The sequence below is a fragment of the Aeromonas sp. Marseille-Q7275 genome, from assembly GCF_965119515.1.
The window spans coordinates 58,728-77,927 of record NZ_CBCPLW010000003.1; the positions used below are offsets into that span (position 1 = coordinate 58,728).

Here is a 19,200-nt window from a genome sequence, read left to right on the forward strand (position 1 = left end):
GCCCCGCCTCTTCAGTAGAGTCGGGTTCTACCTTCCAAGGAGAGAAAGAACCTTGCCATGAGGCGAGCACTCGAGTCTGTCTATCAAATCATCTCCAGCCTGTCTCATTCGAGTGGTCAGGGATATTTTGATACCTTTGTGAGTGAAATCGCCAACGCGGTCGGGGCTGACTTCGTCCTGGTTTCAGGCAAGGATCAGGCCGGGCTCTTCTTCACCGTGCATGCCGCCTATCCCGCCTCTCTCGACATCAATTCCTACAGCTTCCCCCTCGCGGACACCCCGGGCGAGATCGCCATGCAGCAGGGAGAAGCCTGGTTCAGCGATCGTACCCGGGAGCTGTTTCCCCATGCGGCCGTGCTGGAGCGCTGCCAGGTCAGGGCCTATGCCGGCGTCGCACTGAAGAGTGCCGAGGGCGAGACCCTGGGGCTGTGCAGCGTCATGTTCAAGCGGGCCACCCCCAGAATGGACAAGATCATGGGACTGCTGCGGCTGCTGGCACCGCTCGCCGGCCGTGAACTGGCCCTGATGTATCAGCAGCAGCGTCAGTCGCCCCCAACCCAGCCGGAATGCCCCGACTTCCTGGACACCATGATGTCCCATGCGCCGGTCGGCATCGGCAAGCTCGATCTGAACGGCACCATCCTCTGGGTCAACCCGGCCATCGAGAAGATGCTGGGCTATAGCCAGCAGGAGCTGCTGCGGCTCACCGTCGCCGAGCTCAACCACCCAGACGACTGGCTGACCAGCATCCCGCTCTACGATGCCCTCAAGCGGGGAGAGCGCCCCGCCTTCACCCAGGAGAAGCGCTACCTGCACCGGGACGGCTCTGTGCTGTGGGGCCGGGTGACTGTGACCCTGATCCGCAACGAGCAGATGCATCCCGACTACCTCATGGTGGTGCTGGAGAACATAGACCCCATGAAGCGCCATGCGGAGCAGCTCAAGCTCTCCCACCGGGTCTATGACAACCTCTCCGAGGCCATCCTGGTGTGCGATGCCGACAGCCGCATCATCTCGGTGAACCCGGCGTTCGAGAAGATCACCGGCTACAGCGAGGAGGAGGCCCGCGGCCAGCGCCCCAGCCTGCTCAAGTCCGGGCTGCACGATCAGACCTTCTACGCCGACATGTACCACGCCCTGGAGCGGGTGGGGATCTGGCGCGGCGAGGTGTGGAACAAGCGCAAGAACGGCAAGCTCTATCCCCAGCAGCTGATGATCAGCGCCCTGCGGGAAGGGGGCAGGATCAGCCAGTACATCGCCATCTTCAGCGATCTCTCCCAGACCAAGCTGGCGGAGCAGAAGATCGCCGCCCAGGCCAACTATGACAACCTCACCGGGCTGCCGAACCGCTGGCTGTTCGGCCGCTGTCTCGCCCGCTTCTGCGAGCGGGGGGAGCGCTTCGCGCTGATGGTGCTGGATCTCAACAACTTCAAGGCGGTCAACAACAGCATGGATCACCATGTGGGCGATGCCCTGCTGCGAGAGGTGTCGGATCGGCTGGTGAGCCGGGTGCGCACCGAGGATCTGGTGGCCCGCATCGGCGGCGACGAGTTCGCCTTCCTGGTGCCCGGCATCGTCAACCGCCGCCAGGCCGAAGTGTTCGCCAAGCAGGTGATCGGCGGCTTCGCCCGACCCTTCATGCTGGCCAATCAGCACCTCTATGTGACCGCGACCCTCGGCATCACCCTCTGCCCCAACGACGGCGGCGACAGCGACGAGCTGCTGCGCAATGCGGAGCAGGCGCTGTTCGTCGCCAAACGGCAGGGACGCTCCCTCGGTACCTACAGCGCCTCCATGCGGGAAGAGGTGAGCCAGCGCCACCAGATGCAGCAGGATCTGGCGGAGGCCATCAAGCTGGCGCAGCTGACCATGGCCTATCAGCCCATCTGGGACAATCGCAGCGGCCGGGTCGCCAAGCTGGAGGCCCTGGTGCGCTGGTATCACCCCCACTGGGGTCAGGTCTCGCCGGCAGACTTCATCCCGCTGGCGGAAGAGGCGGGGCTCATCCAGGGGCTGGGTGCCCTGGTGCTCTGGCAGTCGTGCCGGGATCTGGCGAGGCTGCAGAAGTCCGGTTTCCCGGAGTTGCAGATGTCCATCAACCGCTCCACCCTGGAGTTTCAGACCATAGATCCCGAGGCGAACGAGTGGCTCAGGGTGATCCGCCACTTCGACCTGGACCCGGCGGACATCATCATAGAGATCACCGAGTCCCTGCTGATGGAGAGCAGCGATCAGCACAGGGTGAGGATCGATGCCCTGCGCGAGGCGGGCTGCAAGCTGGCCATCGACGACTTCGGCACCGGCTACTCGGCCCTCAACTACCTGCGCACCTTCCCTGTGGATCTGGTCAAGATAGACAGATCCTTCGTGCGCCACATCCCCTTCAACGAGCAGGACAGGCTGCTGCTGGACGGCATCATCAACATAGTGCACAACCTCGGCATGCAGGTGGTGATCGAGGGGGTGGAGACCCGGGAGCAGCTCAACTTCCTCTGCCAGAAGGGCTGTGCCTTCACCCAGGGCTATCTGCTCAGCCGCCCGCTGCCCTATGACGATCTGGTGGAATACCTGACCCTCAATCGCCAGGGGATGAACCTGGCCAACCTGACCACAGTGAGCTGATCCCCCGCTTCTGCTATCATGCCCGCTTCCGTGCCGCCATGAGTCTTCGTTATGCCCCATATCCAGGTTTTCAGTGAAGTGCCCGCCCGCGACGGCGAGCTGGACGCCCTGCGACTGCGTCTGGCCGAGGTGGAGTTTCCCGCCCCCTTTGCGCTGGTGCTGACTGACACCAGGCTGGAGCTGCGCAAGCTGGACGAACCCAAGCTCGGCGGCGTCTATGTGGACTTCGTGGAAGGGGCCGTTGCCCACAGGCGCAAGTTCGGTGGCGGCCGCGGCCAGTCCATCGCCAAGGCGGTGGGGTTGAAGTCCGGGGCCATGCCGACCGTGGTGGATGCCACCGCCGGGCTCGGCCGCGACGCCTTCGTGCTCGCCTCCCTCGGCTGCAAGGTGACCCTGATAGAGCGCAGCCCCGTGGTGGCGGCCCTGTTGCAGGACGGTCTGGCGCGGGCGGCGCAGGATCCCGAGATAGGCCCCTGGGTCAGCGAGCGCATGCATCTCCTGCAGGGGCCTGCGGTGGACAACCTGCTGGCGTTGCCGGAGCGGCCAGAGGTCATCTACCTGGACCCCATGTTCCCCCACAAGCAGAAGTCGGCGCTGGTGAAGAAGGAGATGCGGGTGTTCCAGTCCCTGGTGGGGCCGGATCTCGATGCGGATGCCCTGCTGCCGGCGGCGTTGCAGATGGCACAGAAGCGGGTGGTGGTGAAGCGTCCGGACTACGCGGGCTGGCTCAACGAGCACAAACCGAGCATGGCCATAGAGACCAAGAGCAACCGCTTCGACGTCTATGTGATGGCGGCGCTGGCGGGTTAACTGCCGGTGTGAGTCGCGGATGCAAAAAAGGAGGGCCAACCTGTGTTGGCCCTCCTTTTTGCCTTGAGGTCAGCTGGCGGGGGCGAAGCGGATATGCCGCGCTTCCCCCTGCCAGACGAGATCCAGGGTCGCCAGATCGGCGAGGCTGAGACGCTCGCCGCTCTCCAGCAGCAGATACTCGACGCCGTCGCTGGCCTCTATGGTGCGGATCCTGTCATCCCACCGGCGACCGTCGCGGCTGGCGAGGGTCACAGGCAGTTGCCAGCGGGCGGCTATCTCGAGCCAGTCGTAGAGGTCACAGCTGATGGGTTGATAGTCAGTCATGATGCTTCTCGCCCCTGAGCCCCTGGCCCCTTACTGGAAGTTGATGCTGGTGGTGGGGGCCACTACCGCCTGAGCCTTCAGCACCTGCTCCAGTTGCAGCGGGTCGCCGGCCAGTTCCGGATCATCTTCGTCGCCGTTGCAGACCAGCGTCATGTCGTAATTGCCGAGGTTCACGAAGCCCAGCTCGTAGCCGTAGCCACCACCAGCCAGGGGCAGTACGGGGGCGCTGGCATAGAAGCCGTTGTCGAGGTCTGCCATGTCCGGGTAAGCGTCGTCGCCCACCGGGCGCAACTCGTCATAGAAGTAGACGAAGGCCTTGTCGGTCAGAACGCCACCACAGAGCCCGCTGGCCACTGTGCCCTTGACGGTGGCCACCTCGGTGTTGTTCACCAGCCGCACGCCTCTTGGCTTGAGCTTGTAATACTCCTCATGACCCGGCAACACCATGGAGTGGCGCAGGTCGAACTCTGTGGTGAAGGCGCTGAGGCCGTTGGCGGCGATGGTGAAGGCATCCAGCTTGAGCTCGTTGCTGGGCACTTCCAGCGGCTTGATCACACCATCATCCTGCCTGACGTAGGAGTAGGGGGTGCCGTCCAAAAACTGATTGCCCGCATCCCGGCCATCCAGGACCCGCAGTCGCATCTGGCTGTATTCGCCGGGTACCACGCTCTGGCTGGCCAGCAGGGGACGGCTGGCGGAGCCCGGGTATTGCAGCAGATCGATGTAGGTGAACAGGGGGTGTCCCGCGCTGTCGAGGGGGATGAGTTCCCCTGCCGGCGTGCAGCCATCGTCCTGGGCCGAGGTCAGGAAGCTGGCGGTGCTCCATGCCTGCTCTGTGCCCGAGACGGGATGGATGCTGATGTTGGAAACGGCGATGCAGACCTTGCTGACCGAGTCCACCGGGGCGTCGGAGAAGGCCAGGGACATCTGGGCATTCTGTGGGTTGTCATTGCTGTCGCTGCCACCACCACAGGCGGTCAGCAGGGCGGTCAGGCCGATCAGGGTCAAATGTTTCATGGTTTCCGTTCCTATGGGAGAGACAATCCAACTCTAGCCGAGCTGGCGATAGAGGCTAGATGGCAGGAGGGAACGGAGATCCGTAGTTGGATAAAAAGTTAAATCAAATCAAAGGTAAGGCCTTGAATGGTGCCGAACCTGGCTGCGAAAGAGATTGTCGGAACAGATGGGAAAAGGAGCAGAGTGGGCGCGTGGCGCCCAATCAGGCTTCCTGCACCCGGGTGGGCCAGCCCATCTTCTGCTGGCGTTCCACCTCGAGCCGCAGCTCGCTGGCGCGCAGGTAGTGTTCGTCCATCCACCCCTTGGGCAGGGTCAGGGTCAGCGACTCCTCCTCGGCCTGCAGGGTGAAGCTGGGCACAGTGCCCTGGGTGCGGCGCATGCAGAGGATCAGTGCGATGCGCAGGATGCGGGCCAGCCGGATCGCCTGGCGACCGGTGACGGCGCCCTGCTTCTCTAGGGTGTCCAGCTTGAATTCGTCCCGCTGGTTGAACAGCAGGGCCGACAACAGCTTCTTCTGCGCCGGGGTGAAGCCCGGCATGTCGATATTGTCGATGATGTAGGCGGCGTGTTGCGGCGCCTTCTTGTACTCGATGCAGAGGCCGATCTCGTGCAGCAGGGCGGCATAACGCAAGATCGGGCGACCGTAACGCTTGGAGAGTCGCCAGGCCGGCTGCAGCTGGTTGAACGCCTCGACGGCGGTATCGCGTACCCGCTCGGCGTGTTCCTTGTCGAGCTGATAGCGGCTGATCAGGCTGTCGGCGGTTCTGTCCCGGGCATCACAGTCGTGATTGTTGCCGAGCAGGCCGTAGATCAGGCCCTCTCGCAGGGCACCACCCGCCAGCGTCATGCTCTCTATGCTCAGGGTCTCGAAGATGGCGATCAGAATGGCGAGGCCGGAGGGGAACACGGTCAGCCGCTCGGCGGCCAGCCCTTCCAGCTGCAGCCGATCCAGCCTGCCACAGGCGATGGCCTGACCCATCAGCTCCTGCAGCTTGGGCAGGGTGACCCGCTCGCTCTTCCCTTGCGCCAGCATGATCTCCTGCAGCGCCTGGACAGTGCCGGAGGCGCCGACACAGGTGCGCCAGCCGAGGGCGCGATAATCTTCCGCCACCTTCTCCAGCACCGTCCTGGCGGCGGCAATGGCCTGCTGGAAACGGGCCTCGGAGAGCTCGCCGTCACCGAAGTGGTTGTTGAGCCAGGTGACGCAGCCCATGTGCAGGCTGTTGAGCAGCTTGGCCTCGCTGTGTTCGCCTATCACCAGCTCTGTGCTGGCGCCGCCGATGTCGATCACCAGCCGATTGCCTTCCCCGGCAGAGGTCCAGGAGACCCCCTCGTAGATGGTCTTGGCCTCTTCCTCGCCCGAGATGATCTCGATGCTGTGGTTGAGCACCCGTTCCGCTTCGCTCAGGAACTCGTCGACGTTGGTGGCGAGGCGCAGGGTGGCGGTACCCACCACCCGGATGTTGTCGGACGGAATGTCCTGCAACTGCTCGGAGAACAGACGCAGGCAGTCCCAGCCCCGCTCCATGGCGGCACGGCTGAGACGAAATTCCGGATCGAGACCGGCGGCGAGGCGAACCTTGCGCTTGACCTTGGTGACGGTGCGCAGGGCACCGGCGACCTCGCGCACCACCAGCATGTGAAAGCTGTTGGAGCCGAGGTCGATGGCGGCATAGAGCGGCGAGTTGTGCAACTGGGCCCGTCCCTCAGTTCTTGCGTGGCGGACGACGGCGGTTGTTGCTGTTGCCACCACCCTGGCGATCCCGCATGTTGCGGTTCACCGGCTGACGGTTGCGGAACACCCGTTTCGGGGGGGTCACGTCATCCAGCAGGGAGTCGCGATCGTACTTGCTGACCGGGATGGGGTGATGGATGTACTCCTCGATGGCCGGCAGGTTGAAGGCATAGTCTTCACAGGCCAGGCTGATGGAGTGACCGCTCTTGCCGGCACGACCGGTACGACCGATACGGTGTACATAGTCTTCGGCGTCGTCGGGCAGGTCGTAGTTGAAGACGTGGGTCACGTCCGGGATGTGCAGACCACGGGCGGCCACGTCGGTGGCGACCAGGATGTCCAGGGTGCCCTTGGTGAAGTCTTCCAGGATCTTCATCCGCTTCTTCTGCGGCACGTCACCGGTCAGCAGGCCGACGCGGTGGCCGTCGTTCTCCAGCCACGCATGCACGTCTTCGCAGACATGCTTGGTGTTGGCGAAGACGATGGCTTTTTCCGGCCACTCCTCTTCCATCAGGGAGAGCAGCAGCAGCATCTTGTCTTCGTTGGAGGGGTAGAACAGCTCCTCCTTGATCCGCACGCCCGTCATCTGTTCCGGCTCGATCTGCACGTGTTCCGGGTGGTTCATGTGCTCGTAGGCCAGCTCCTGCACCCGCAGGGAGAGGGTGGCGGAGAACAGCATGCTCAGACGCTCGGTGGCGGGCGGCATGCGGCGGAACAGGAAGCGGATGTCCTTGATGAAGCCGAGATCGAACATGCGATCCGCTTCGTCCAGCACCACCACCTGGATGTTGCCGAGATCGATGACCTTGGACTTGAAGTAGTCGATGATGCGGCCAGTGGTACCGATCAGGATGTCGACACCCTGTTCCAGCACGGCCAGCTGCTTGTCATAGCCTTCGCCACCATAGGCGAGACCGAGCTTGAGCCCGGTGGAGGCGGACATGCCTTCTGCATCGTTGTAGATCTGGACCGCCAGCTCCCGGGTCGGGGCCATGATGATGGCGCGGGGCTGATTGACGAGGCGCGGCCTGGTCAGCGGATGGGTCAATAGATAGTTGAAGGTCGCGGCCAGGAAGGCAAGGGTCTTGCCGGTCCCCGTCTGGGCCTGACCGGCGAGGTCATGGCCTTCTACCAGCAGCGGCAGAGACAGTGCCTGGATGGGCGTACAATAGTGAAATCCCTTTGATTCCAGACCAGCCAGAACTTCGGGTTCGAGGCCCATTTGGGCGAATTTTTCGGTCGTTAGATGTGTTTTGCTCATGGCGGTAGGTTATCAGGTTAGGCTTGCAATAATAAACAGGATCATTTCAAATAGGGCAACTATTGCCTTTGTTGAACCATCAATAAAGCCTTAATTACTGACTGGAGTTGGAGATGAGTGACAAGATTGTTCAGCTGAGCGATGCCAGCTTCGAGGCCGATGTAATCAAAGCCGACAGCCCCGTTCTGGTCGATTTCTGGGCTGAATGGTGCGGTCCGTGCAAGATGATTGCCCCGATCCTGAACGAAGTCGCCCAAGAATATGCCGGTCGCGTGACAGTGGCGAAATTGAACATCGATCATAACGCCGACACTCCGCCCAAGTATGGCATTCGCGGTATCCCGACCCTCTTGCTGTTCAAGAATGGCGAAGTGGCAGCGACCAAGGTCGGCGCCCTGTCCAAGACTCAGCTGAAAGAGTTCCTGGACGGTAACCTGTAATAATCAAGAAGGAGCGCATTGCAATAATGCGCTCCTTGTGTTTTATCACCTAGACGCTCATCCCGATTGGTGCTAGTTTATCGCTCGTTTGCTAACCTTTTTGCCTGACTCTTTGCTTAACAGCAGCCTGGCAAGTCAAATCCGATCAGCATCAATCCAGCAGACTGTCTCCTCATTTCAATCCTTGCTTACAGACTTTCACCACTATGAATCTGACTGAATTAAAGAACACTCCTGTGTCCGAGCTGGTACAGCTTGGCGAATCCATGGGGTTGGAAAATCTGGCTCGGGCGCACAAGAAAGACATCATCTTCGCGATCCTCAAGGCGCACGCCAAGGGTGGCGAGGATATCTTTGGCGACGGTGTGCTGGAAATCCTGACCGACGGCTTTGGCTTCCTGCGCAGCGCAGACGGCTCCTATCTGGCAGGCCCGGATGACATCTATGTCTCCCCGAGCCAGATCCGCCGCTTCAACCTGCGTACCGGTGATACCATCTCCGGCAAGATCCGGCCGCCGAAAGAGGGTGAACGCTACTTCGCCCTGCTCAAGGTCAACGACGTCAACTACGACCGTCCGGAAAACTCCCGCAACAAGATCCTGTTCGAAAACCTGACCCCCCTGCACGCCAACGAGCGTCTGCGCATGGAGCGTGGCAACGGCTCTACCGAAGACATCACCGCCCGTGTGCTGGATCTGGCGTCCCCCATCGGTAAAGGTCAGCGTGGCCTCATCGTCGCACCGCCCAAGGCCGGTAAGACCATGCTGCTGCAGAACATCGCCCAGAGCATCGCCTACAACCACCCGGACTGCGAACTGATCGTTCTGCTGATCGACGAGCGCCCGGAAGAAGTGACCGAGATGCAGCGCATGGTGAAGGGTGAAGTGATCGCTTCCACCTTCGACGAGCCTGCCTCCCGTCACGTCCAGGTTGCCGAGATGGTGATCGAGAAGGCCAAGCGCCTGGTCGAGCACAAGAAGGACGTGGTGATCCTGCTGGACTCCATCACCCGTCTGGCGCGCGCCTACAACACCGTCATCCCGTCATCGGGCAAGGTGCTAACCGGTGGTGTGGATGCCAACGCCCTGCATCGTCCGAAGCGCTTCTTCGGTGCGGCCCGTAACGTCGAGGAAGGCGGCAGCCTGACCATCATCGCCACCGCGCTGATCGACACCGGCTCCAAGATGGATGAAGTCATCTACGAAGAGTTCAAGGGTACCGGCAACATGGAACTGCACCTCTCGCGCAAGATTGCCGAGAAGCGCGTCTACCCGGCCATCGACATCACCCGCTCCGGCACCCGCAAGGAAGAGCTGCTGACCGCGCCGGACGAGCTGCAGAAGATGTGGATACTGCGCAAGATCATTCACCCCATGGGCGAGATCGACAGCATCGAGTTCCTCATCGACAAGCTGGCAGCCACCAAGACCAACGACGAATTCTTCGACTCCATGAAGCGTCAGCAGAAATAACTGCATCTTGGAATGACAGAACCGCGGCCCAGGTCGCGGTTTTTGTTTATCTATTTCACGGCTGGCTTAGTAGTATGTAGCCTCGATGTCACAAGGAAAGGGACGTCATGAAGCTGGTATTTCTCATCGGACTCTGCTGGATGCTGGCTGCCCCTGTGCATGCCGATACCCCGCCGCAGCTGCAGGCACCTCTGGTGGCGGACGAGGGATTGGAGGGGCACCGGGCGTACCTGGATAGCCGCATGGCATTTGGGCAGTTTGATGCCATGGACTCGCTGCTCGAGACCCTGTCGGTGGGGCAGCGGGAGTATTTGCTGCATCAGCTGCTGAGCGGGCTCAAGTCATCGGCCGCCCCCAGCCCCGCCCTGCTGGCCTGGGTACGGGAGCAGGCCGCCAAGGCGCCGCAATGGCTGGTGGAGGGGGAGGTGGACGGTTTCCTGGTGCAGCTGCCAGCCTATGATTTTGCCGCCGAGGCCCGGCTGGTGCTCAACCACTGGCAGCAACTGGCCTGGCAGGATAACTACCGCCAACTGCTGGAGCAGAACAGCTTCGACTACAAGCAGCTCTACTACAGCCGCAACCCTGAGCTGGCCCGGCAGCAACAGGCGCTGCTGGCCGTGCTCGATGACCAGCCCGCCCCAGTGCTGCGACGCGAGGCCGACCGGCTAGCCTCCCTCAATCTCTTCCTGCCTGACAACCAGTTGCTGCTGCACCTCATCGAACGGACGGGCGACACCGCGCTCTACCTGAAGCTGTGGCGCCAGCCTGTGGATCACGACAGCCTGGCGGCCCTGCACTCCATTACCCGCTTCCATACCGGCCAGGAGGCGAGCGATCTGCTGATCGCCGCCAGCCGCAACGGGCGGCTGATGATCCCCGCCCTGCAGCAGCTCAGCCAGCTCTCGCCGCTGCCGGACGGTGCCCAGCAGTATCTGCTGGCGGAGCTCGGCAAGCACCAGTATGGCGGCCTGGTGGCCGGTCTCTTGCTGCAGATGGACGAGCCCAGGCTGCTGGGCCAGCTGGCGGACAGGCTCACCCGGCAGGAGCGGCGTCACGCCTCGTCCATCATGCTGCCCGATACGGGTACACCGGATGCGCGGCCAGGGTTATAATGCGGAACCTCCTGACCCCGCTAGGGTACCTGCATGAAATACAAGGACTTGCGTGATTTCATCGCGCAGCTGGAACAAACTGGACAGCTCAAGCGGATCAGCCGCGAGATAGACCCCTATCTGGAGATGACCGAGATCAGCGACCGCACCCTGCGTGCGGGCGGCCCGGCCCTGCTGTTCGAGAATCCCAAAGGCTATTCCATGCCGGTGCTGACCAACCTGTTCGGCACCCCGGATCGGGTCGCCATGGGCATGGGCCAACCCAATGTCGGTGCCCTGCGCCAGGTCGGGGTCTGGCTCTCCTACCTGAAAGAGCCAGAGCCGCCCCGCGGCCTCAAGGAGCTGATGGAGAAGCTGCCCATCTTCAAGCAGGTGCTCAACATGCCGACCAAGCGGCTCTCCTCCGCCCCCTGCCAGCAGGTGGTGCTGGAGGGGGATGCGGTAGATCTGGACCAGATCCCGATCCAGCACTGCTGGCCCGGCGATGTGGCGCCCCTGGTGACCTGGGGGCTGACCATCACCCGTGGCCCCTACAAGAAGCGCCAGAACCTCGGCATCTACCGCCAGCAGAAGATCGGCAAGAACAAGCTGATCATGCGCTGGCTGGATCACCGCGGCGGTGCCATCGATTTTCGCGAGTGGCAGGAGGCCCACCCGGGTGAGCGTTTCCCGGTGGCGGTGGCGCTCGGCGCCGATCCTGCGACCATACTCGGCGCTGTGACGCCGGTGCCGGACAGTCTCTCCGAATACGCCTTCGCCGGCCTGCTGCGGGGTAGCCGCACCGAGGTGGTGAAGGCCCTGAGCTGCGATCTGGAGGTGCCCGCCAGCGCCGAAATCGTGCTGGAAGGCTATCTGGAGCCGGGGGAGATGGCGCCCGAGGGCCCCTACGGGGATCACACCGGCTACTACAACGAGGTGGACGAGTTCCCGGTGTTCACCATCACCCACATGACCATGCGCCGTGATGCCATCTATCACAGCACCTACACCGGCCGTCCGCCCGATGAGCCTGCCGTGCTCGGAGTGGCATTGAACGAGGTGTTCGTGCCGCTGCTGCAGAAGCAGTTCCCCGAAATCGTGGACTTCTACCTGCCGCCGGAAGGCTGCTCCTACCGGATGGCGGTGGTGACCATCAAGAAGCGTTATCCCGGCCATGCCAAGCGGGTGATGCTGGGGGTCTGGTCCTTCCTGCGCCAGTTCATGTACACCAAGTTCGTGATCGTCTGCGACGACGACATCAACGCCCGGGACTGGAAGGACGTGATCTGGGCCATCACCACCCGGATGGACCCGGCGCGGGACACCACCCTGATCGAGCACACCCCCATCGACTACCTCGACTTCGCCTCGCCGGTCTCGGGGCTAGGCTCCAAGATGGGGCTGGATGCCACCAACAAGTGGCCGGGGGAGAGCAACCGGGAGTGGGGTCAGCCCATAGTCCAGGACGAGGCGGTGAAGCAGAAGATCGACGGGATCTGGGACGAGTTGAAGATCCTCGACTGAGCGACCCACCCGGGCTGGCGGCCATACCGACGCAAAAGTGCGGTATTGCCGTGCCGAATTGGGTATGCTCGACTGACTTGACCACCAACTGGTCGCCATAAAAACAGTGAAACCATGAGCGAAGCGGGCCGGGCAGGCCCCTCACAAGGACAAGAATGCAACGTATCAAGTGCCGCGTAGAGGAACTGCGCGAATATGTCGACACCATCTGGCACGTGGCCCTGACGCCACAGCAAGCGGTGAGCTTCAAGCCTGGCCAGTATCTGCTGGTGGTGATGAGCGATTCGGACAAGCGCCCCTTCTCCATCGCCAACTCGCCGACCCGCTCCGGTGTGCTGGAGCTGCAGATCGGTGCCACCCCGGAAAACGCCTACGCCGGTCAGGTGCTGGCCCGCATGCGCGAGCAGGGGGAGATCGAGATCGAGCTGGCGGCGGGCAAGGCCTTCCTGCGCGACGAATCACCGCGCCCCCTGATCCTGATGGCGGGCGGTACCGGCTTCTCCTACGCCCGCGCCATCCTGGAGTATCTGATCGATACCGGCAGCAAGCGCCCGGTGTTCCTCTACTGGGGCGTGCGCCAGGCGCACTGGCTCTATGAGCAGGGGCAGATGCAGCAGTGGGAGCGCGACTATGCGCCGCTCACCTTCATCCCCGTGGTGCAGGAGCCACAAGCGGACTGGACCGGCAAGACCGGCCTGGTGCACAAGGCCATCATGGATGACTTCGTCAGCCTGCATGACTACGACATCTATGTGGCCGGTCGCTTCGAGATGGCGGGTGCCGCCCGCGAGGAGTTCAAGGTGCTGGGTGCCGAGCCCGAGCGCATCTTCGGCGACGCCTACGAATTTATCTGATCACTGTCTTCCCGAGGAACGCCTATCCGCGCCTTGCTCCTTTCGCGGGAGAAGGGGGGATGAGGGGGTGAGCAACTTGGTTCGCCAGCCCGTATCGGCCCATCCCCCTCGGGCATCAGAAACAACAAACCCCAGCCTGGCTGGGGTTTGTCTTATGTACCGACGGGACGTAGCGCCGGATTACTCGCCCTTGGCGGCGAGCTGCTGTTCCAGCTGGGCCAGCTTGGCCTCGAGGGCGGTCAGCTTCTCCCGGGTGCGCAGCAGCACCTTGGTCTGCACGTCAAACTCTTCGCGGCTCACCAGATCCAGCTTGTTCAGCTGGGCCTGCAGCACCTGACGGGTCTTCTTCTCCACCTCTTCACCCATGCTGCGAATGCCGGGCGGCAGGGCGTTGTGTATCTGTTTGGCGATCTCTTCCAGTTTTTTCGGGTCGATCATGGGGTTCTCCTTAAGCAATGGCGCCATTCTACCGACAAATCCCCCCCTTTGCCGAGATCGGGGTGGCTTTTTGCGCCACTGGCGCGGAAAGGCTCTGGTCGGGTCTGGTGATAAGGGGAAGGCTGCTACCCTCTTTCGCCGGGGATCAATTCCAATTCCTTGATGCTGTACACAAAAAAATCAGATCAGATGACCGACCAGAGGCTTATTAATTGTTGCGTTGCTGTTAATATGACTCGGTCGGGTTTGGACCCTACCCCGTCAGGCTCATCATGGATAACAACATAAAAGAGATAAGGATATGAAAAAGAAGCTAATTTACGCGGCCGTCGTCAGTGCGCTGCTGAGCGGTTGTGGTGGCAGTGACGATAACAAAGGCGATACCTCAAGCTATCTCGATTATCTGCTGAGCGGCACCAATGCGGCGCGCCCCAGCGCCCTGGCCGCCCGTGCCAGTGACGGCACCCTGAAGTTCTCGACCGAAACGGCCGATCTCTCCAATCCAGTCTCCGCCCTCTCCACCCTGGATGGCTGGTCCACTACCCAGGCGATCCAGATAGTGCCCGTGACGGCCTCAGGCATCACGGTCAAGGCGCCGTCCGCCGCCGAATTCGGTGCCTCGGTGGCCCCGCTCTACCTGCTGGAGCTGGAGTTCGACAGCGCCGCCCTGCGCCCGAGTGGCGTGAAGAAGGTGCTGGCCTACGGGGTGGATTTCGTGGTCGCCGAGTCGGCGGGCAAGCTGAACCTGGTGCCGCTCAAGCCGCTCAATCCCGCTTCCTACTACATGATAGTGGCGACCGATTCGCTCAAGGACAGCAGCGGCAACCCCCTGCGACCGGGTAGCGACTACAGCAACTACAAGACCAGCACCGGCAGCAATGCCCAGGAGCAGACCATCAGCGGCCTGATCGCGCTGCAGGAAGGGCTGTTCAAGGCTGCCACCGGCATCACCAGCGACCACGTGATCTTCTCCGACTGGTTCGGTACCCAGTCCGGTGCCGACGTGCTGGTGGCGGTGAAGGGTGCGGCCGCTTCCGTGCTCAAGAGCCCGACCCTGGACGCTGCCGCCCTGTGGAAGCAGGATGCCCTGGGCAACAGCAGCCTGCCCGGCACCTACACCTTGGGGGTGACGGCAAACGCCGCCTTCCTGACCCAGCTGGACGCCGAGCCCTTCCTGCCTCAGGAGCAGAAGGATGCCATTGCTGCCGCCTTTGGCCCAGGCACCCCGCTCAACGGCCTGGCGCAGGCAGCCAAGGTTTATAGCGGCACCGTCAAGCTGCCCTACTTCCTCTCCTCTCCGGCCACCGCCGGCTCCTGGGACAAGGCCAGGACCCAGTCCTGGCACGGCGCCATCCCCAGCCTCTATTCCATCGCCAATGCGCTGAAGGCACAGGATGCCGAGGTGATCGGCGGCCTGGTGGGCGCCGGTGTGGATCCGGCCCTGCTGGGCGAACTCATCGCCGATCCGAGCCGTCAGGCCGAGCTGCTGGCGGAAGCGAGCAAGCTGATCGGGGTGACCCTCACCTCCGGCGGCAAGGCGCTGGATCCCGAGATGAACATAGGCCGCTTCAACCCGCTGCCCAAGCTGGAAGAGGTGCAGTCCGTCCCGATGCGGATCTTCGCCGCCGCGCCGCTGACAGCCATCACCGACGTGATCATCTATCAGCACGGCGTCACCTCGGTGAAGGAGAACGCCTACGCCCTGGCCCTTGGTCAGATCGGCGCCGGCGCCCAGGCGAGCAAGAACGTGGCCGTGGTGGTGATCGATCATCCGCTGCACGGTGAGCGCGGCTTCGCCCTGACCGGCAGCATGGACTCGGTGACCACCTCCGAGAACCCGACCCCCTACCTGAACCTGAGCTACCTGACGGTGGCCCGTGACAACCTGAAACAGAGCGTGGCGGATCTGCTGGGCCTGCGTCTGGCGGTGGGGTTGGCCAATGCCAAGGGCGCCATCGGCACGGCGGGCAGCCTCAAGGTGCACTTCCTGGGTCACTCCCTGGGCGCCATCGCGGGGGCCAACCTGCTGGCGGTGGCCAACCAGTCCGTTGGCAATCCCCAGGCCGATGCCCTGTTCAAGTTCGACACCGGCGGTCTGGCCATGCCGGGTGGCGGCATAGCGCCGCTGCTGCTGAACTCGCCGACCTTCGGCCCGACCATCCAGATGAGCGTGCTGACCGCTGGCAGTGCGGCCCTGAAGGCGGCCTTCACCGCCTATGCGCCTAACTGCAAGACGGCGGTGCCGACCTGCTTCGTCAACGAGTTCCTGCCGAGCCAGGACGCCGCCACCCAGGCCACCGCAGCCGGTACCCTGCAGAGCTACAGCTTCGCAGCCCAGTCGGTACTGGACTCGGCTGATCCGATCAACCTGGGTCGCGGCATAGCGGCGGACTTCCCGCTGTTTGCCACTGAAGTCGTCGGGGACGGCGCCCTGAGCCTGTCGGATCGGGTGATCCCGAACAGCATTGCTACCGCCCCTCTGGGTGGCACCGAGCCGCTGTTCAAGGTATTGGCCCTGCAACCCCTGAGCGCGACCGGCGCGGCCAACCACCACGCCACCCGCTTCGTGGCGGGTGGTCACAGCTCGCTGCTGGCACCGGACGAGAACTTCGATCCGACCGGCGCCGTCACCACAGAGATGCAGACCCAGTTCGGCAGCTTCTTCGCGAGCGGTGGCACCGCGGTCAAGGTGACCGACGCCAGCCTGCTCAAGCAGTAAGCCGGCCGACCAATAAAAACGCCGCCCCTGGGGGCGGCGTTTTCGTTTCTACGACTCGGGTCGGGCCGGCCATCTGGCTGGCGGCTGCCGAGCAGATTGCAGCCGCCTCGATGACTACAACAACTCAGGCGGGCCTGTGGTGCCTGTCCAGCCAGCCTTGCGCCAGGCCGACCAGCAGACCGACCAGATGGGCCATGTTGGCAGTGGGGGTGCCTAGCATGTCGAAGAAGCCGAGCACCAGCCAGATCAGCATGAAGCCCATCAGTGCCGGTGGCATGGTGAGGCCGCAGGCGGGCTGCAATCTGGCACGCATCCAGCTGTAGCCGAGCAGGGCATAGACCACCCCGGAGAGGCCGCCAAAGCGCGGACCGCTCACGAAAAACTCGGCGATATTGGGCAGCGCGGCCCCGACCAGCAGCAGGATAAACAGCTTGCCGCTGCCGAGCCGCTGCTCGATCTGGCCGCCGAGATACCACCACCACAGCAGGTTGAACACCAGGTGCAGCACCGAGAAGTGGATAAAGGCCGGGGTGACGTAGCGCCAGGCCTGCCAGTCGGTGAACTGGGCCAGGGTCGGGTGGAACGCCAGCTCGTCGAAGATGGGCAGGCCTATGGCATCCAGGGCATAGATGGCCAGGCAGGCGATGATGACCACCAGGGTCAGGGGGCCCGCCTGATGGAGGAAGTCGGTGACCGGATCCGTCATCCCCTTGCTGTAGTCGATACGGGCATCCGCCCGGCCGGATTGCCAGGAGGCCTCCATGTAGCGGGGGTGATTGGGCTCGGCGAGGAAGCGCTTCACCTCCTGCTGGGCCTGGGCGAGGCGCTGCTCGTCCGCCAGCCAGACGGAGACGCCGAGCTCGGACTGGGTCAGCTCGCACGAGATGCCCAGGGTGGCGAGGTAATCCACCAGCGCCTGGGCCATGCGGGCGTCGCCCAGCACCAGCAGCTGGATCATACCGGCCGGGGAGGAGTGGCCCGTCCCTGTCATGCGTCGCCTGCCTGGATCGGGAACTCCCTGCGCCAGGCCTCGAAGCCGCCGTCCAGGCTGTAGACGGCGTCATAGCCCTGTTGCAGCAGATACTGGGCCGCTCCCTGGCTGCTGTTGCCGTGATAGCACATCACTATGACCGGCGTGTCGAAGTCCACCTCGTTCATGAAGCGAACCAGGGAACCGTTGGTGAGGTGGAAGGCGCCGACCGCGTGGGCCGTCTCGAAGGATTGGGGATCGCGAATGTCCACGAGACGGGCTTCGCCTGCGCTCAGCTTCTGGTGGGCATCATGGGCGCTGATATGGGCAAACTGGTCCATTGAGATGTCCTGAAAATGGAGGATTGAGGGCCAGTTTACCGCAAGCCGTGGCTTGCGCTAAGTCCGCAATGTGCCTTGCCATGTGCCGCGGGATCGCAATTTCCTTCAATACCGGCTTGGGCGGGCCGGATAGGCTGGTGGCTCAATCCTTTGCGTGAGCATCATCCATGGAAATCAGTCTGTTGTTGTCCATGTCCGGGTTTGCCCTGGCCATGTCCATCTCCCCCGGTCCGGTCAACCTGGTCGCCCTCGGCACCGGCGCCCGTTATGGCTTTCCGGCCAGCCTGCGCCACGTGGTGGGGGCGACCCTGGGCTTCATCCTGCTGCTCCTGCTGATGGGGCTGGGCCTCGGGGGGGCCCTGTCCCGCTGGCCGGTGGCGGCGGGCGCCATCCACTGGGGCGGCGTGATCTTTCTCTGTTACATGGCCTGGCAACTGCTGGTGGACAGGGGGCAGCTGGAGCGGGTCGAGGGGGCGCCCCCCGCCTTCTGGTACGGGGCCCTGATGCAGTGGCTCAATCCCAAGGCCCGGCCCGCCGCCAGCCTTGGGATGGGAGCCTGCGGTGTCGCGGGCGGGGAGGTAGCCCGTGTTTACTTCTATCTATCTGGTGATCTGCCTCGGCTCCATCGCCTGCTGGGCCTATGCCGGCAGTTGCATGCAGGGGCTGCTGCTCGTGCCTCGCCGGTTGCGCTGGTTCAACCGGGCCATGGCGCTCTTGTTGCTGCTCAGCGCCGCCTATCTGGTGCGTTCAGCCTGACGGGCGAGCTGGGTCCTGTACTGGCCCGGGGTGGTGGCGACCCGGCGCTTGAACTGGCGCTGGAAGTGCGCCTGATCCGCGAAGCCGCTGGCCAGGGCGACCTCGGCCAGGGGTTGCCCCTGCCTGAGCAGGGTGCGGGCGTGGCGGATCCGTCTATCCAGCAGATAGGCGTGAGGGGTCATGCCGTAATGGTGGCTGAAGGCGCGCACGAAGTGGGAGGGGGTGAGCCCGGCCACGGCGCTCAGCTGTGACAGGCTGAGGGGGCTGGCGCTGTCGTCCTGCATCAGCTCGGCGGCCCGTTGCAGGTGCCGGGGTGGGCGATCGTCCCACCTGGCCGGGGTGAGCCTGGCCAGCAACTGGCGACTGAACAGGTGGCAGGCCACCTCGCGGGCCAGGGGATCCGACGCCTCTACCAGCTGGTGATGGAGGTGCCGCAAGCCCTGGTAGAGCAGGGGATCCCGGCTCGCCGTCATGTCGAAGGGCCTGAATTCGCTGCCGAGGCCCGCCTCCTCCTGCTGGCTGCGCAGCCAGTCGGTATCGAGGTAGAACATCAGATAGGACCAGGGCTGGTCCGCGATGGGATTGCAGGCGTGCACCTCTTCCGGGTTCATCAGCACCAGGGAACCCGGGCCGACCTCTTGCAGGCTGCGCTGGTTGAGGTAGTGACTGTGGCCGCCGGTGATGGCGCCGATGGAGAAGTGGGGGTGGCTGTGCTTGTCGTAGCAGACGTGGCGGCCATCCTGCACCGCCCGCGCCTCGATGAAGGGCAGGGCAGGATCGTGCCAGAAGCTGTGTCTGTCCGGCCCTGCCTCTGCCCTGCTCATGA

16 protein-coding genes and 1 pseudogene are annotated in these 19,200 nt (G+C 63.4%); 9 read left to right on the plus strand and 8 right to left on the minus strand.

Going from position 1 to position 19,200, the window contains the following annotated elements; translation table 11 throughout:
* Positions 1-57 precede the first annotated feature (57 nt).
* Both ACWPWQ_RS04105 and ACWPWQ_RS04110 read left to right on the plus strand, forming a co-directional pair.
* A complete protein-coding gene (locus ACWPWQ_RS04105) occupies positions 58-2,622 on the plus strand; it encodes a sensor domain-containing phosphodiesterase (RefSeq protein ID WP_319914028.1) in 2,565 nt (854 codons plus the stop codon).
* Positions 2,623-2,673: 51 nt separating this feature from the next.
* Positions 2,674-3,432, plus strand: a complete 759-nt coding sequence (locus ACWPWQ_RS04110) for a class I SAM-dependent methyltransferase (protein WP_406569531.1) — start codon at positions 2,674-2,676, stop codon at positions 3,430-3,432.
* Between the two features lie 69 nt (positions 3,433-3,501).
* Here ACWPWQ_RS04110 and ACWPWQ_RS04115 read toward each other — a convergent pair whose 3' ends face one another.
* From ACWPWQ_RS04115 to rhlB, 4 genes are all read right to left on the minus strand, one after another.
* Positions 3,502-3,756 (minus strand): Rho-binding antiterminator, encoded by a 255-nt coding sequence (locus ACWPWQ_RS04115; RefSeq protein ID WP_454009070.1) that lies wholly within the window; start codon positions 3,754-3,756, stop codon positions 3,502-3,504.
* Between the two features lie 30 nt (positions 3,757-3,786).
* A complete protein-coding gene (locus ACWPWQ_RS04120; protein ID WP_202048052.1) occupies positions 3,787-4,773 on the minus strand; it encodes a DUF4382 domain-containing protein in 987 nt (328 codons plus the stop codon).
* A 202-nt stretch (positions 4,774-4,975) separates the two neighbouring features.
* Positions 4,976-6,466 carry a guanosine-5'-triphosphate,3'-diphosphate diphosphatase gene (gppA, locus tag ACWPWQ_RS04125; protein ID WP_454009071.1) on the minus strand — a complete coding sequence of 497 codons (1,491 nt, stop codon included), beginning with the start codon at positions 6,464-6,466 and terminating at the stop codon, positions 4,976-4,978.
* A 13-nt stretch (positions 6,467-6,479) separates the two neighbouring features.
* Positions 6,480-7,769, minus strand: a complete 1,290-nt coding sequence (rhlB, locus tag ACWPWQ_RS04130) for an ATP-dependent RNA helicase RhlB (RefSeq protein ID WP_025328830.1) — start codon at positions 7,767-7,769, stop codon at positions 6,480-6,482.
* A 113-nt stretch (positions 7,770-7,882) separates the two neighbouring features.
* Here rhlB and trxA point away from each other — a divergent pair, with 113 nt between their 5' ends.
* From trxA to fre, 5 genes are all read left to right on the plus strand, one after another.
* Positions 7,883-8,209, plus strand: coding sequence for a thioredoxin TrxA (gene trxA, locus ACWPWQ_RS04135; protein WP_025328829.1), 327 nt, complete (start codon positions 7,883-7,885; stop codon positions 8,207-8,209).
* 206 nt (positions 8,210-8,415) lie between these two features.
* Positions 8,416-9,681, plus strand: a complete 1,266-nt coding sequence (gene rho / locus ACWPWQ_RS04140) for a transcription termination factor Rho (RefSeq protein ID WP_010672370.1) — start codon at positions 8,416-8,418, stop codon at positions 9,679-9,681.
* A gap of 107 nt (positions 9,682-9,788) precedes the next feature.
* Positions 9,789-10,793 (plus strand): hypothetical protein, encoded by a 1,005-nt coding sequence (locus tag ACWPWQ_RS04145; protein ID WP_454009072.1) that lies wholly within the window; start codon positions 9,789-9,791, stop codon positions 10,791-10,793.
* Positions 10,794-10,826: 33 nt separating this feature from the next.
* Positions 10,827-12,296 (plus strand): 4-hydroxy-3-polyprenylbenzoate decarboxylase, encoded by a 1,470-nt coding sequence (gene ubiD, locus ACWPWQ_RS04150; RefSeq protein ID WP_025328827.1) that lies wholly within the window; start codon positions 10,827-10,829, stop codon positions 12,294-12,296.
* 155 nt (positions 12,297-12,451) lie between these two features.
* On the plus strand, positions 12,452-13,150 hold the full coding sequence (gene fre, locus ACWPWQ_RS04155; protein WP_042648685.1) for an NAD(P)H-flavin reductase: 699 nt from the start codon (positions 12,452-12,454) through the stop codon (positions 13,148-13,150).
* A 180-nt stretch (positions 13,151-13,330) separates the two neighbouring features.
* Here the strand turns inward: fre and ubiK are convergent, their stop codons facing one another.
* A complete protein-coding gene (gene ubiK, locus ACWPWQ_RS04160; RefSeq protein ID WP_010672374.1) occupies positions 13,331-13,588 on the minus strand; it encodes a ubiquinone biosynthesis accessory factor UbiK in 258 nt (85 codons plus the stop codon).
* A gap of 301 nt (positions 13,589-13,889) precedes the next feature.
* Between ubiK and ACWPWQ_RS04165 the strand changes: the two genes are divergently transcribed.
* Complete coding sequence (locus ACWPWQ_RS04165) at positions 13,890-16,307, plus strand: VolA/Pla-1 family phospholipase (protein ID WP_454009073.1); 2,418 nt, start codon at positions 13,890-13,892, stop codon at positions 16,305-16,307.
* Between the two features lie 124 nt (positions 16,308-16,431).
* On the opposite strand, the gene glpG is transcribed toward ACWPWQ_RS04165, so the two are convergent.
* Both glpG and glpE read right to left on the minus strand, forming a co-directional pair.
* Positions 16,432-17,265 (minus strand): rhomboid family intramembrane serine protease GlpG, encoded by an 834-nt coding sequence (gene glpG, locus ACWPWQ_RS04170; RefSeq protein ID WP_202048065.1) that lies wholly within the window; start codon positions 17,263-17,265, stop codon positions 16,432-16,434.
* A 29-nt stretch (positions 17,266-17,294) separates the two neighbouring features.
* Positions 17,295-17,618, minus strand: a complete 324-nt coding sequence (glpE, locus tag ACWPWQ_RS04175) for a thiosulfate sulfurtransferase GlpE (RefSeq protein WP_404837437.1) — start codon at positions 17,616-17,618, stop codon at positions 17,295-17,297.
* 191 nt (positions 17,619-17,809) lie between these two features.
* Between glpE and ACWPWQ_RS04180 the strand changes: the two are divergent.
* Positions 17,810-18,374 (plus strand): annotated as a pseudogene (locus tag ACWPWQ_RS04180) (LysE family translocator).
* Here the strand turns inward: ACWPWQ_RS04180 and ACWPWQ_RS04185 are convergent.
* Positions 18,353-19,198 (minus strand): helix-turn-helix domain-containing protein, encoded by an 846-nt coding sequence (locus ACWPWQ_RS04185; RefSeq protein WP_454009074.1) that lies wholly within the window; start codon positions 19,196-19,198, stop codon positions 18,353-18,355. The pseudogene ACWPWQ_RS04180 and the gene ACWPWQ_RS04185 overlap by 22 nt on opposite strands.
* Positions 19,199-19,200 lie beyond the last annotated feature (2 nt).